This window comes from Jezberella montanilacus (assembly GCF_003003055.1).
GTDB lineage: Bacteria > Pseudomonadota > Gammaproteobacteria > Burkholderiales > Burkholderiaceae_B > Zwartia > Zwartia montanilacus.
In genome coordinates this window covers 99936-114129 of sequence record NZ_PVTV01000016.1, presented here as the reverse complement: position 1 = coordinate 114129, position 14194 = coordinate 99936, and the positions used below count along the sequence as shown (strand labels likewise).

The 14194-nt window shown below is 52.9% G+C and carries 11 protein-coding genes; 5 read left to right on the top strand and 6 right to left on the bottom strand.

Annotated elements, in window-relative coordinates; translation table 11 throughout:
• Window positions 1-67: 67 nt before the first annotated feature.
• From BCM14_RS12650 to BCM14_RS12635, 4 genes are read left to right on the top strand one after another with little or no spacing between them, the layout of a single operon-like run.
• Window positions 68-1543, top strand: coding sequence for a M81 family metallopeptidase (locus tag BCM14_RS12650; RefSeq protein ID WP_106228404.1), 1476 nt, complete (start codon window positions 68-70; stop codon window positions 1541-1543).
• 7 nt (window positions 1544-1550) lie between these two features.
• Complete coding sequence (locus BCM14_RS12645; RefSeq protein ID WP_106228403.1) at window positions 1551-2492, top strand: ABC transporter permease; 942 nt, start codon at window positions 1551-1553, stop codon at window positions 2490-2492.
• Window positions 2492-3325 (top strand): ABC transporter permease, encoded by an 834-nt coding sequence (locus BCM14_RS12640; protein WP_106228402.1) that lies wholly within the window; start codon window positions 2492-2494, stop codon window positions 3323-3325. The genes BCM14_RS12645 and BCM14_RS12640 overlap by 1 nt, the downstream gene beginning before the upstream one ends.
• A 35-nt stretch (window positions 3326-3360) precedes the next feature.
• On the top strand, window positions 3361-4941 hold the full coding sequence (locus BCM14_RS12635) for an ABC transporter substrate-binding protein (protein WP_106228401.1): 1581 nt from the start codon (window positions 3361-3363) through the stop codon (window positions 4939-4941).
• Window positions 4942-4949: 8 nt separating this feature from the next.
• Here the strand turns inward: BCM14_RS12635 and BCM14_RS12630 are convergent, their stop codons facing one another.
• The 5 genes from BCM14_RS12630 to BCM14_RS12610 are packed head-to-tail and all read right to left on the bottom strand — an operon-like array spanning window position 4950 to window position 11668.
• The gene (locus tag BCM14_RS12630) at window positions 4950-5753 is read right to left on the bottom strand and encodes a gamma-glutamyl-gamma-aminobutyrate hydrolase family protein (protein WP_106228400.1); all 804 of its coding nucleotides are present in this window, start codon (window positions 5751-5753) and stop codon (window positions 4950-4952) included.
• A gap of 5 nt (window positions 5754-5758) precedes the next feature.
• A complete protein-coding gene (locus tag BCM14_RS12625; protein WP_106228399.1) occupies window positions 5759-6700 on the bottom strand; it encodes an ABC transporter permease in 942 nt (313 codons plus the stop codon).
• Window positions 6697-7656 (bottom strand): ABC transporter permease, encoded by a 960-nt coding sequence (locus tag BCM14_RS12620; RefSeq protein WP_106228398.1) that lies wholly within the window; start codon window positions 7654-7656, stop codon window positions 6697-6699. Before BCM14_RS12620 ends, BCM14_RS12625 begins: the two co-directional genes overlap by 4 nt.
• A 38-nt stretch (window positions 7657-7694) precedes the next feature.
• Window positions 7695-9338, bottom strand: a complete 1644-nt coding sequence (locus BCM14_RS12615; protein WP_259673608.1) for a peptide ABC transporter substrate-binding protein — start codon at window positions 9336-9338, stop codon at window positions 7695-7697.
• A 29-nt stretch (window positions 9339-9367) separates the two neighbouring features.
• Window positions 9368-11668, bottom strand: coding sequence for a penicillin acylase family protein (locus BCM14_RS12610; RefSeq protein WP_259673607.1), 2301 nt, complete (start codon window positions 11666-11668; stop codon window positions 9368-9370).
• 154 nt (window positions 11669-11822) lie between these two features.
• On the opposite strand from BCM14_RS12610, the gene BCM14_RS12605 reads away from it, so the two are divergent.
• Window positions 11823-13511: a gamma-glutamyltransferase family protein gene (locus tag BCM14_RS12605; protein ID WP_106228395.1), complete on the top strand. Its 1689-nt coding sequence runs from the start codon at window positions 11823-11825 to the stop codon at window positions 13509-13511.
• On the opposite strand, the gene BCM14_RS12600 is transcribed toward BCM14_RS12605, so the two are convergent.
• Window positions 13500-13991 carry a hypothetical protein gene (locus tag BCM14_RS12600; RefSeq protein ID WP_106228394.1) on the bottom strand — a complete coding sequence of 164 codons (492 nt, stop codon included), beginning with the start codon at window positions 13989-13991 and terminating at the stop codon, window positions 13500-13502. The genes BCM14_RS12605 and BCM14_RS12600 overlap by 12 nt on opposite strands.
• Window positions 13992-14194: the final 203 nt, after the last annotated feature.

Sequence of the window (14194 nt, the reverse complement as noted above, 5' to 3'; positions counted from 1 at the left end):
CAGTTGTTATTCCGGGGCTTTTAAATTACAGTCAGTGGTACGCCTTGGTTAACACAAAGGATCCATCATTAAGCCGTCCGACACGAAAGCTGCGCGCATTTTTTTTGCTGCGCTGGGTACTGAAACCAACACCTTCGCGCCGCTGCCAACGGGCTTGAACTCCTTTCTCGAACGGGACTATTACCGCGCAGGTTCGCATCCGGCTAAACCAAGTTTTCTAAGCGCTCCACTGCATGTGCTGCGCGAGCGCCAGGCTGGGCAGGGATTCGAGTTGATCGAAGGCTTGATCGCCTCAGCGCAACCCAGCGGTACAACCACGCGGGTCGCTTACGAGACCTTGAGAGACGAACTACTAGACGGGCTGCGCTCAGCGATGCCGGTCAGCATGGTGGTATTGGGCATGCATGGCGCCATGGTGGCAGATGGTTATGACGATTGCGAAGGCGATATCCTGACTCGTGTACGCGAAATCGTCGGCCCTGACGTGATCGTGGGCGCCGAACTTGATTTGCACGCCCATCTAAGCCCCACCATGGTCCACAAGGCGAACCTCTTGGTGCTCTACAAAGAATACCCCCATACCGACACGCTAGCACGCGCGCACGAACTGGTCGATCTGTGTCTTGACATGCAGGCGGGCAAGATTCAACCGGTCGCTGCCTTGGTTGATTGTCAAATGATCGTGCCGATTCATACCACTCGCGAACCTGGTAAGAGCATCGTCCAACGCCTTCAAGCACTCGAAGGCAAGGATGGCATATTGTCAGTCTCGATCGCTCACGGTTTTGCCACGGGTGATGTGCCAGACATGGGCACCAAGGTGCTGGTCTATAGTGATGGTGACGCAGCCAAGGCTCAGGCGCTTTCGCGCTTATTGGCTGACGAGCTGATCGCCATGCGCGAGCAACTGAAAATTCCCTTTCGGTCGATTGATCAAGCTCTGGACGAAGCGCTTGCCATGCCAGCGGGGCCCATCGTGCTTGCCGACAGACCAGATAATCCGGGCAGCGGCGCAGCGGGCGATTCGACTTTTATGTTACGTCGCATGCTGGATCGCAAGATCGTTGACGCGGCCTTGGGTCCGCTGTGGGATCCCATGGCAGTCAAAATCGCCTTCGACGCAGGCACTGGTGCAAGTCTGATGATGCGCCTCGGCGGCAAAACGAGCATTCTGTCAGGTGATCCCGTTGATGTCCTGTGTCAGGTGCTGGCCCTCAAAGAAAACATGACCATGACGGGTCTCTCAGGCGGCAAGACCTCGCTTGGCAATTGCGCTCTGGTTCGCGCCGAAGGCATCGACATTGTTCTGAGTTCAAACCGCAATCAGGCGATGAATATTGACCTGTTCACGCAACTGGGCTGTGCACTTGACGAGAAAAAAATCATCGTGGTGAAGTCCGCGCAGCATTTTTACGCTTCGTTTTCTACGATTGCTAAAGCAGTCATTTACGTCGGCGGCCAAGGTGCGGCCACGCCCGACTGGGATACTTTCACCTACAAAAAAGTTCAGCTGCCGCGTTGGCCACTGAAAGCCTCAGCCTGATACGACGATGTTGGCTTACACAGCAAGACGGTTACTGCTGACACTACCGGTCATGCTGGTCGTCGCCTTTTTTGTTTTTTCATTGCTCAATTTAACGCCCGGCGATCCCGTCATTCTGTTGGCGGGTGAGGACGCCACTGCACAAGACATTGCCCGGATCAGAGCAAGCCTGAGCCTGGATCAACCGTTTTTCTTTCGCTTTGCGCAGTGGCTCTGGCGAGTGGTGCAAGGGGACTTAGGTGAGTCAATCTTCACCGGCTTGTCGGTGTCCCATATGATTGGGCAACATTTAACACCCACCATTACCCTGATGCTCATGACCTTGGTGTCGTCGATGCTCATCGCAATCCCGCTTGGCGCACTCGCCGCCTGGTTTCGTAACGGTGCCTTTGACCGACTGGTGGTCATGCTGACCGTCGTGAGTTTCTCAATCCCGTCTTTTGTCATTGGCTACTTGATCGCCTGGATCGTTGGCATCAAATTCGGTTTGCTTCCCGTTCAAGGCTACATCCCTTTCTCTGAAGGCTTTTGGGCATCTCTCCGCACGCTTATCCTGCCGACTGTTGCTCTATGCAGCGCCTATGTCGCGCTAATCACAAGGATTACACGAGCCACATTATTAGAAACGCTGACTCAGGACTACATCCGTACGGCGAGAGCTAAGGGCGTCAGTGATGAGACCGTGCTGTTTCGTCATGCCTTAAAAAACGTGGCAGTGCCCGTCATTACTGTGATTGGTAGCGGGGTGGCCCTGTTGATTGGTGGGGCAGTCATTACCGAAACGGTTTTTTCTATACCAGGCATCGGACGCCTGACGGTTGATGCCATTTTGAGAAGAGACTATCCGATTATTCAGGGTGTGATCTTGATGTTTAGTTTCATGTACGTGTTAGTCAATTTAGGGGTCGATTTGCTGTACCGCATATTTGACCCCAGGATTAAATACTGATGCGCTACCTGCTTAAGCTCATCAAATATCATCCTTCAATTGCGATCGGTACCGCGACGCTGACGCTTCTGTGCATCATTGCTCTGCTTGCACCGTGGCTCGGTACCATCGACCCAACAGCGATATCTCCCGCACTACGGGCGCGGCCACCCAATGCCCAGTTCTGGTTTGGCACCGACCTGTTGGGGCGAGATGTCTATTCGCGCGTTTTATATGGGGCCCGGGTATCGCTTATCGTTGGATTTACCGTTGCCCTCTTATCGGCAGTGATCGGCACAGTGATCGGTCTGGCAGCGGGTTTTAACCGCATCATCGACGCCATCGCCATGAGAATTATTGACGGCATGATGGCCATCCCCACCATCTTGATCGCGATAGCCTTGATCGCCCTCACTAAACCGTCAATACAAAACGTGATCATGGTGATCACCATTGCTGAAATCCCCCGTGTGGTCCGCTTGATACGCGGCCTATCACTGACCTTACGCGAGCTGCCTTACGTCGAGTCGGCGGTGGCTGCTGGTGCTGGGCCTTTGCGCATCATCGTCACGCACATTTTCCCCAACACCATCGCGGCGCTGACGGTTCAGATTACCTATATTTGTGGCTTGGCAATCCTGATTGAAGCGAGCCTGTCTTTCATCGGTGCCGGGGTTCCCCCCTCAACCCCCTCCTGGGGCAATATCATGGCCGAGGGGCGCACGCTGTGGCAGATCAAACCCTATTTGATTGCTTTTCCAGCACTATTTTTGTCTTTTACGATATTGTCCTTAAATATGCTGGGCGATGGTTTGCGTGATGCCATTGACCCGCGGCTCGCCAAGAGAATCTAAGCGATGTGCAACACACCTCATTAAAAGAGAAGACGATGCAACGCAGAACATTTATTGCAAGCGCTGGCGCCTTAGCCGGGCTCGACTTAATACCTTTTGCCGCTTGCGCCCAAGCAAAGCGCACGCTTTTCAGGTGGGTACCAGCTAACGATTTGACCTTGCTCGACCCAACATTTACGACAGCGACGATTACCGCCTGTCATGCGATGCAAGTGTTCGACAACTTGTTCGGATCGGATTCAAGCTATACAACCAAACCTCAAATGGTGAGCGAATATTCGATTGATCCAGCGGGCCTAGTCTGGGATTTGCATCTACGACCAGGACTTAAGTTTCACGATGACAGCCCGGTTCGCACACAAGACGTGATCGCGAGCATCAAACGGTATGGCAAGAGTAATCCACTCGGACAAACCTTCATGGGTCTGGTTACCGAACTCAGTGCACCTGATCCGCAAACCGTCCGCATTACTTTGTCCAAACCCTTTCCCTTAGTCGCCTACGCCCTCTCCGGCCCGGCGTCTTCAATCATGCCCGAGCGCATTATCAGCGCAAGCGACGGGGTGGCGATCAAAGAAATAGTCGGCAGCGATCCCTTCAAGTTTATTGCGTCTAAATGGGTGTCGGGATCTCAGGTTGTATACGAGAAATTCGAGGCTTATGTGCCCCGTGCAGACGGTCAGAGCTCGAATACCGCCGGCCCTAAGGTTGCACACATCCAGGATCTGAAGTGGCAAATCATCAATGATCGCGCCACGGCGGTAGCTGCGCTTCAAAACAACGAGGTAGACGGTATTGAAACCGTTGACAACGATTTCATCCCTGTACTCAGTAAAGATCCTTCGATCCGCTTAATCAAAGGCAGCGTGCCGTCCATCCCGCTGATGCGTTTTAATCACTTGCAAGCGCCTTTCAATAACGTGCTCATGCGTCGCGCCATCCTGGCTGTGGTCAGGCAAAATGACTACATGACAGCTGCCAACGGGGCTGACTTCCCCGAATACTGGAGCGATAAAGTGGGTGTTTTTGCCCCAGGCACACCCATGGCAAACGATGCGGGTCTTGAAAAGCTGACAGGTAAACGTGATTTTGATCTTGCCAGGAAACTGATCAAAGAATCTGGGCATAACGGTCAGGCCATTGTGCTGCTTGACCCGGTTGACTCACCCACGCATCACGCCTCTGCTTTGATCACCGCTGATCTTTTTAAGAAACTCGGTCTTAAAATCGACGTGCGCTCGATGGACTGGGGAAGCTACCTACAAAAGCGCAATAATCAAGATGCGCCTGAGGCGGGTGGCTGGAACGTCGCTTTCACCGCAATGGTCGGGACCAGCAATCTCGATCCAGCCAGTAATCTGGGTATCCGCGGCACTGGCAAACAAGCCTGGTTTGGCTGGCCGACCAATCAGAAGATTGAAGACCTGAGAACTCAGTGGTTTTATGCCAAAGACCTGGCCGAACGGCAAGAATTGTGCCGACAGATTCAATTGCAAGTGTTCGAGGAAGTCCCCTACATACCGCTGGGTGCTATCTACAACCTGATGGCAGTTCGAAAAGAGTGGCTTGATTTTCAGCCTGAAGGTCCAGTGTTCTACACGACACACAAAGCCTAATCAGCCCATCAGGCCGCGCGGCTTAAAGGTCGTGCCGCCTGGTCTCGTCGTTGCAGCGCCGCGTCCAGAAAATCTCGCAATAAGGGTAAGCAGTCAGTCATCCCGTTAGTCGACTCATACATTTCTGGATGCCATTGCACGGCCGCGATATAACTATCACCTGAGCCACGAATCGCTTCGATCAAACCGTCATCAGCTGATCTTGCCTCGATGTCAAAGCCTGGTGCAAGATCTTTGATCGCTTGATGATGAATACTGTTAACCGCTAGCGGCTCTGAGGCGGGCAGAAGCTGAGCAAGACGGCTTGCGGGATCAACCACGAGGCCATGCAAATTATTTTCATAGAGCGCGCTGTTGCGATGTGCGACCGGTGTCTGGGTTTGAGTGATCACATCTTGGTAAAGTGTCCCACCAAACGCAACATTGATCAGTTGCAGCCCTCTGCAAAGGCCAAACACGGGTTTGCCAGCCGCCACGAAGGCTTTGGTTAACGCGAGTTCATAGACATCACGGGCCGCATCACCCGACCATTCTGGCTTAAGCGGCTCTTCGCCATAGTGACCAGGCCAAATATCAGCACCCCCGTGAAGCACCAGACCATCTAGCTGGTCTGCGTAATCCGCACACGAAATCAGGCTCGTAGCAGCACTGCCATAAGGCGAAGGGATCAAAACCGGCAATGCCTCGCCTGCCGCGACCCAATGCGCAGTTGATTGTTCAATAAACTGCAAAGTCTTACGCGGTACGACTTTGCGTGCAGGATCAGGATGCATAAGACAAACACTGACACCGATCATTAAACGTTTTGACATAAAGATTACCTGCCCTCAATACTCTTTGGATTAAACGCTTTATGGAATCCATCACCCATAAAGTTAATGGAAACCACTGCAAGCAAAATCGCAAGCCCCGGATAAAGCGCCAGAGGGGGTGAGACGACGAGCAACTCTTGCGCATTATTGAGCATGCTGCCCCAACTGGTCGACGGAGGTTGAATGCCAACCCCTAGGAAGCTTAGCGCTGATTCAGCAAGGATAATTCGTCCCATCGCCAGTGTGGTGGCCACGATGACGGGCGAAATCGCATTTGGGATTATATGCACCAGCATCATCCGCAGATGAGAAGCCCCCTGCGCTCGGGCTGCAAGAACAAACTCGGTGTCGTTTAGTGCGAGAGTGGAAGCACGCATTAAACGCGCGACACCTGTCCAGCCCAGGAGTATAAAAATCACGATAATGCGCCAATAACCTGCCGAGCCAGAGCGCACAAATTCAGCCGAAAAACCAAGTTTGGTCAGATCCAGCGCTGCCAGAATAATCAGCAAAGGCAGGCTGGGTAGTGACATGATGAAATCTGCGAAACGCATCAACAACGCGTCGACTTTGCCACGAAAGTAACCAGCACAAACACCGATAAGGATGCCAATTAAAGAGGCCCCTATCCCTGCGATGACAGCAATCGAGAGCGAAACGCCTCCACCTCGCAACAGTCGCATGAGCTCGTCACGACCAGCATCATCAGTGCCCAACCAGTGCTGAGCAGACGGCGGTTCAAACCTGCCCAGCAGGTCGGTTTCAACACCACTGACGTCAAGCAAGCTCTCGAACCACTCAACCGCACCACACAGCAGCGCCGCACACAATAAAACGAGCGTGCCTGCGACGGCGGCGTAATCCGAGGCAAAGACTCGAAACCTGACAGCCCAGATTCCCTGCGACTGACTCGTGTCTTTTTGCAGCGATGCATCCGAGGCCGTCATTTGCGCCGCCCTGATAAGCCAATTCTTGGATCAAGGATTGAGTACGAAATATCTGCAATGATGCTCCCAAGGAGCACCATCAAGGTAGTGACGAGCAGGCACACGAGTGCCAGGTTGTAGTCGTTACCCATGATGGATTCGTAAATCAACCGTCCCATCCCGCGCCAGCCAAACATCGTCTCGATGAGCGTCGCACCAGACAGTAAATGGCCAAAGCCAAGCGCGATAATGGTCATGATGGGAATCATTGCGTTACGCAATGCATGCCGACAAACAATTGCGAACTGAGTTTGCCCTTTGGCACGAGCCGTTCTGATGTAGTCCTGCCCCAAGGCCTCGATCATGGCGGATCTGACATAGCGTGTCAGGCCACCAATTTCAATTAAGACCAGGGTCAGGCAAGGAAGGATCAAGTAAGCGATCGGCTGGTATTGTTGATCGGTTCGGGGCATACCCCCCGCGGGCAAAACACCAAACTTCACTGCGAATAAATAGATAAACATCAAGCCCAGCCAGAAACCCGGGACAGAAATCACCAGAAACGCAAACAAACTAATGAGCCGATCAATTTTTCTACCTTGATTAACGGCCGCAAGCGTACCCAGAATCATGGCCAGGCTGACGCTAATCACAAAGGCTGTTGCAGTCAAAATGATGGTATTGCCAAGCGCTGGTATCAGGATTTCCATTACAGGCCGGTGCTGCATACGCGAGAACCCGAAGTCGCCAGACAACGCCGCTTGCAACCAGCTGCTGTAACGCGACCAAATCGGTTGATCAACGCCATAGATTGCTCGCAGCTTGGTCACGTCTTCGGGCATCATGTTCGGATTAGCGGACATCAACAAGTCGATTGGATCACCTGGCATCAACCCGATCAGCGCGAAGATCACAAATGAAGTGAGCAACAAAACAAAAACCAGTCCACCGATTCGCTTGAGTGCAAAATCAATCATGGCATGACCTCGACAGCCCGCAACGGCAAGCTATTCATTTATTTAGGCCGCCATTCTTCAACCCAGGCAGTGATAAGCCCCCAGCGCGTATCGTTTGCCACGCCTGTCATCCATTTCGGGGCAAGCAAAGCGCTGGTCGGAAAATAAAGATAGATTTCAGGCAAATCGTCGGCAATGATATCGAGAATTTTTTTCCAGGCAGCTTTTCTCACAACGGGATCCAAGGCACCCCAAGCCTCGACCAAAGCAGCATCCATGGCCGGGTTGTTGTAGCCCATGTAGTTCAAGCCAGTCCAATTATTTTGTTCTGTGGGGATTTGGCTCGAATGAAAATAAGTGTGAGGCACCATATCGAGTGCCGCGTCAGTTTGAAACTCGACTAATCCTTTGAAGTTACGTTTGCGCAGCGTTTCGCCAAACATCACTCTGGCTGGCTCGTTTTTTATCACAATCTCGATGCCGATTGCTTTCAATTGCGTCTGGATGACTTGCTCAATCAACTCTCGAGTGCGGTTGCCCGACGTTGAAACCAGATCAAGGGACAGCTTCTCACCGTTGGCATTGACCAGAATTTTGTCAGCGCCGGGCTTATATCCAGCCTGCTCAAGCAATGCACGTGCGGCCTTGGGATCGTAGGCATATTTCTTGACCCCGTCATCCCACCCGAATTGAGTGGGGTGTTTAAACGAGTGCGATATTTCGAAGCGATTCCCAAACACTTTTTCAACGATCGTCTTGCGGTCGATCCCCATTTGAATCGCTTGTCGCACGCGCTTGTCAGCCAGAAAAGCATTATCGAATTGCACACTCAGATGTTCATAGCTTGCAACCGACGGCACAAACGTCCAATCAAATTTATCTGCGTCGGTTTTCATCATCGCGAGATGCTGATCGAGTGTCAGGCCGATATTGCCTGTCGCGACCATATCAACTGCGCCTGACAGCAAATTGGCTTGCAAAGCAGCCGTATTTTCAACCAGTCGGAAAGTGATCCGCTTAAACCAGGGCGCCTGCCCTTTCCAATAAGTATTGGGGACGAGTGCGACCGATTCATTCGGCCTGAATTCGCTGATTCGATAAGGCCCCATCCATAAGCCCGGTTCTTCTGGTTTACGGTTAAACAGCGATTTCTGACCATAATCGAGAGGGTTCGCCGCAGCCCTGAAAATTGATCCTTCGATGTGTTCTGGGATAGGGGTTGGTGCGGACCGATCAAAATCATAACGAACCACCCGCAAGGTAACTTTCACATTGCGAGCATCAAGGGCTTCGACTTGCTCGACAGTGGGCGGTACAGAAAAGGCGCGCTCGACTTCAAACCCGAAGGCGACATCTTTGGCCGTGACTGGTTGACCATCACCCCAGAACAGATTGTCCTTAAGCGTAAAGACGACTTCCATCCCATCGCTGCCATCGCTACGCTTGGTAACCTTGGCACGACCGTTAGCAATACTTGGTAATTCCGTGCACAACAAGCAGATCACCTCTCCCTTAGCCGTATACCCAGTCATCGTCCTGCGTGCCGCCGCAAGAATCGTATCTTTTACGCTGGTCACCGTGATGTTTGGATGCAAGTCAGGTGGAAACTGCACCATGCCAATACTCAGGGTGTCGCGTTGTTGGCCGAGCGAGAGATTGCTGAAAGAAACCAGTACCGCGAGCAGAAAATGTTTAAGCTTCATTGACCTATCCATGTACAAAAAATGTTTGGCTAATCAGAGGACGCAGCCAAATTAATGACCGAGCGGGTTAACTCGTTAACCTGTTCTTGATGAAAGGCAAGCGGGACGGGCACGTTATCCATCCAGGGTTGGTACAAATCGCTATAATGTTGATCGCCGGGCGAACCAGCCTGACCAGGGCCCATCGACGCCATCGAGACCCACCAATTGCCCACATCAATCACCGCACGAAAACTAGACCCGCCCGTCACGGTGTGATGATCAATACCTGGCCACCAGCGGGCATAAACCGTCGATCCATCGCCAGATGAACCACGGCCTTTCACATCTGCAAGCTCGGCCAGAGCGCCTGGCAATTTCGACTTAAGCGGATGCTTCAGATGCATCTCGTGCAGCCGTCCCCAGTTCGGGATCACTTGATCTGACTGGGTACCGAGCGTCTGAGCAAGCGTCTTAAGATGCGCGTAGGCGCGATCAAGACAGAGCACTAACAACGCATTTCGTTTGATTTCGGGCTGCGCGCCGAACCGGCTATCCGGATTGGTTAACGCAGCCAAGGCAACATGCGGATGAACCAGGGTGATTAGATCGTTGATATGTGCGGGGACGACAAGGCTACGCACTTCTCGCTGTAGATACGCCCACCAGTATTCATACAGACCTGCAGCCGGACTGTCTGCTGCGATGTCGTGCTCCCAACGCTCGAGTAAGGCACGCGCCGTTGTGTCACCGCCTTGTGTTTGACGCAACAGGTCTACCAGGACTTTAGCGCGACCTGAATAAATATCCTGCTGCACACACCAACTATCAGTAATAGAGTGATTCGGTTTCATGTCTGAAAAAATGGACACCAACCGGCGATGCCTGTCGTTTGCGGTCCACTCAAAACTGATTCGACGCTCAGCTACAGGCCAGTCAGCGGGGAATGGCATCTGATTGGCACTGGCTATCCAGCCTCGTGGTGGATTGAACTCACCAGGCATGCTCTCAATGGGCAAAATCCCCGACCAGGGATAATCGCCAGCGGCGGGCACAGGCATCAAGCCGTCATGATTGGGCCGTACTGGCACCCGACCAGCCGACTGCCACCCAATGTTGCCGTGAGTATCAGCAAACATGTAGTTTGTACCCCACACCGCATGCCGAATCGCAGCTCGAAACTCATCCCAATTGGTCGCAAACACTTTGGGTACATATTCTAAATTGGTTGCTGCACCTGGCTCGAGCCAGGCAGCGCGCAGCACGACGGCCCGCCCCACTTGCCTATCTTCTGCAATGATGGGACCAAGTGGCGTGAAAGCGAGATCGACTTTGACAGGCAGTTGGCCACGAACCAGAATTTCTTCAGAGATTCGGGCGATCGATTCTGTTGCCTTGAAACCTTGGTATTGCGTACCGGCTGCGTTGACTTCAAGCACATACAAATCTTCTTGATCGATTTGAAAGTCAGTGCGGCCGAAAGCGATGTACTCGTTATGGCCGAACTGTACGCCAGGGCGCCACACTGGGCCAGCACCGATCAAGTTCAGACCAGGTGCCTTGAGATGGCAGACCATTCTCGGGCTAGGAACGCTATACGGTAAATGGGGGTCATTTGCCAGAATCGCGCGGCCTGTATGTGTATGTTTAGGACCAATGACCCAAGCGTTGCTGCCGTTTCGAGAGTCGATATCTGGTTGAAACAACTCGGCAACGGTTGCCTGATCAGCGCCAGCGACCTGCACGATCTTGTCAAACGGCAAGGGTGCGACGCGATAGTTCAGCAGTTTCAAGTCATCGCTACTTATTTTAAAAACATCCAGGCCGGCGGGTACCGTGAGCGGCCACTCTGGCTCGAGTGGGTGGGCAAGTGTGTCAAGAGCAAGCGCATTGCGTTGCGCCAGCATCACTCGACGGATTTCGCCCTGGATATTAGGAGAGGCCGAGACTCGGCAACGCAACAGGTCATCTTTTATCCAGCGATCAGGCGTCATCTTGAGCGCAACGAACTCCGGTGGCAACAAAGCCGGATCCGCCTGGATTTGGTCAATGCGCGCGTTAATGCCCGCAACGAAGGCACTTGCTATCCCTTCAACCTTGCTATCGAGCTTCGCCCACTCTGACTCGATCGGGCCCCGAAACATCAGCAGCCTCGCCACGTGATCAAACGGAACGAAGGCAGCACCGAAGACCTCAGCGAGCTTACCCACTTGCCTGCGATGATTGAGATCGAGCTGCCACAGCCGCATCAGGGCAGCTGCATAACCTTGACCAAAAAAAGCATCGGCTATGTTTTGAGCTTCTATGTGTGGCACGCCCCAGCAATCGATCTGAATGGTGACAGGGCCCATTAACCCTTTTACTTGGTAGTTTTTTTGAGACTGTCGCGAATCGACCATGGGTGTTGAATAGGTTTGTTTTAGATACGTTGCAAGGTATTCTACGTTTCACCGCTCGTTTTGACAGCATTTTTTCAACAAGAACAATGATTTTCTAAAGACAGCTATGCACACGCTCTATTACACGCTACCAAAAAGCAAGGACCTTGATCACGACCAAAGCCGCCAGAGAGGCGCTACCGGGCAAGCAGTCGCAGCCACGGCGTCGCCACTTGCATCACTCGCTGCGATCACCGCGATCAAAAACGGCGGTTCAGCCGCCGATGCGGTTGTTGCTGCACAAGCTGTACTTGGACTGGTTGAGCCTCATGCGTCAGGTTTTGGTGGCGGCACAGTTATTGTCTGGCACGATGAAAGAACGGGTGCCTCGGGTGTAATCGATGGCTTAGCCGCATCGCCCGCAAGCGTAACGGACAGCCTTGAACGCGACTTTGATGGTCGTGCTATCCCTCGCGAGAGAGCCATGTCTGGTGGCCGGACAGTGGGGGTGCCTGGTACGCTCAGGGCACTAGAAAACCTGCACAAGAGATTCGGCAAACAACCTTGGGCGAAGGCTTTCGACCCAGCGAGGCAGCACGCCACTGAGGGTTTTAGTATCCCGCCCTATCTGATCAAAACGATCACAGAAATAGGATCCATACAAGACGAACGCCTCGCCCATGAAATCTATTGTGGGGGTAAACGCCGGGTCATGCCCGAGGGCTCAATCATTCGCAATGCCGCTTATGCGAAAACACTCTCGATCGTTGCCGAACAAGGGGCGAGCGCTTTCTATGAGGGCGACATAGCTGAAGAGCTCATCGCGGTCGTCAACGGCGATTTGTTTCCCGGTCGTATGACACGGCAGGATCTGGCAGACTACACGGCGCTAGATAAAGCTCCCGCGACCTATGACTTCAATGGATCAAAGATTTTGACAGCACCCGCACCAGTATTCGGTGGAATCGCAGTCGGGCAGATCGTGCAAATGATGGAGTCACTCGGTTTCGCTGGCCAGGATCTGGGCGATAGCGCCGATCTCACCCATGCAGTCATGCAAGCAGGTCGCTTGGCATTCTCGGACCGAGGCGCTTATATCGGCGAGCAAACGCCCACGTCGGTACAAGCGGCCTTACTCGATCCCGCCTATCTTGCTGAGCGTGCAAAATTGATTGATCTGCGGCAAGTCATGGGTTCGGTCAAGCATGGCCAGCTGGGTGCGGATATGCCAGCCGGGCCTGATGGAACGGGCCTGACAAGCGCAATGACCTCGCACCTGGTTATTTGTGATGGCGACGGGCTAACCATATCCATGACAACTACTATTAACCAGAACTTTGGGTCAAGACTATCAGTCGGTGGTTTTTATCTGAATAATGTTCAAACCAATTTCGCTGCTAAATCCGGCAGTGAGACCGGTACGCGCGCGTACAACGCAATGGCCGCCAGGAAACGTCCCATGACGTCGTTTGCACCAAGCATCATGTTGAATCCAGGTGGTTCGGTTCGTGCTGCGCTCGGCGCTGGGGGTGGCAACCGCATAGTGGGTTTTGTTGCCAATGCCCTATTGCGCATTGCTGCCGGATACCAAGATGCTCAGCAGATCATCTCCGCCCCGCAGGCATTGAGTTGGACAGCCTTGTCTAATATAGAGCCAGGTCTGGGCAAACTCAGTCAGGCCTTGACGCAGCGTGGCCACTATCTCATGGCAAGGCGAATGGACGGAGGCACCCAAGTTGCCCTCAAACAGGGCAATAGCTGGAACGCGGGTGCCGACATTCGTCGCGATGGTACGGCGGTCGCGCTAATTGAGTAGAAAACCGGGCGGCATTTTTTTTGCTGTCATGGGCTTGCTTCCCGCGCGAGACTCGCGAAACGTTAGCCGGTCGCCTGTGACACGATCAACCTGATAATGGACGGTGTAGATGGGATCATCAAAATCCACCAGCTCACCGTTAGACCTGACGACTTGGGTCTTAAGCGATGAAGCGTCGAACGTCCAACAACCCGTTTCGCGCAACTCTGATCGAATATTGCGCCCCTGTTTGACCCGTGTTTGCTGCTTCAGTTTGCCGTCAGCGCCCAGTGTCATCAAGGTTTGAACCTCACCGGCGACACCTTTCTGCTGACGCACGAAATACCATTGTCCGGTCAATTGAGTGCCTGCCGTGGTCGGCTGACATACCGGCTCAGCGGGCGCCTTGGGCAATTCAGGCTTCGGTGGACCCACCTCTTCAGTCGCACAGCCCGCCAGAGAAAGCATCATCACTAAAGTTAAGGCTCTGAAACGCTTCATTCTGTCTGTAAACCTCATCAGCAGTGCATTTTTACTACAACTATTTCAATTAATGATTAATATTAGACGCAATAAAAATCAACAAAACAAGCACTTAGCGAGGTTTTCTCGCTTAAAACCCGCACAGTTTCAACAAAAAATGCGTCTCACCCCTAATTTAATGGATAAATTCGTCAGTCGACTTGAAATTAAGCAATTTACAA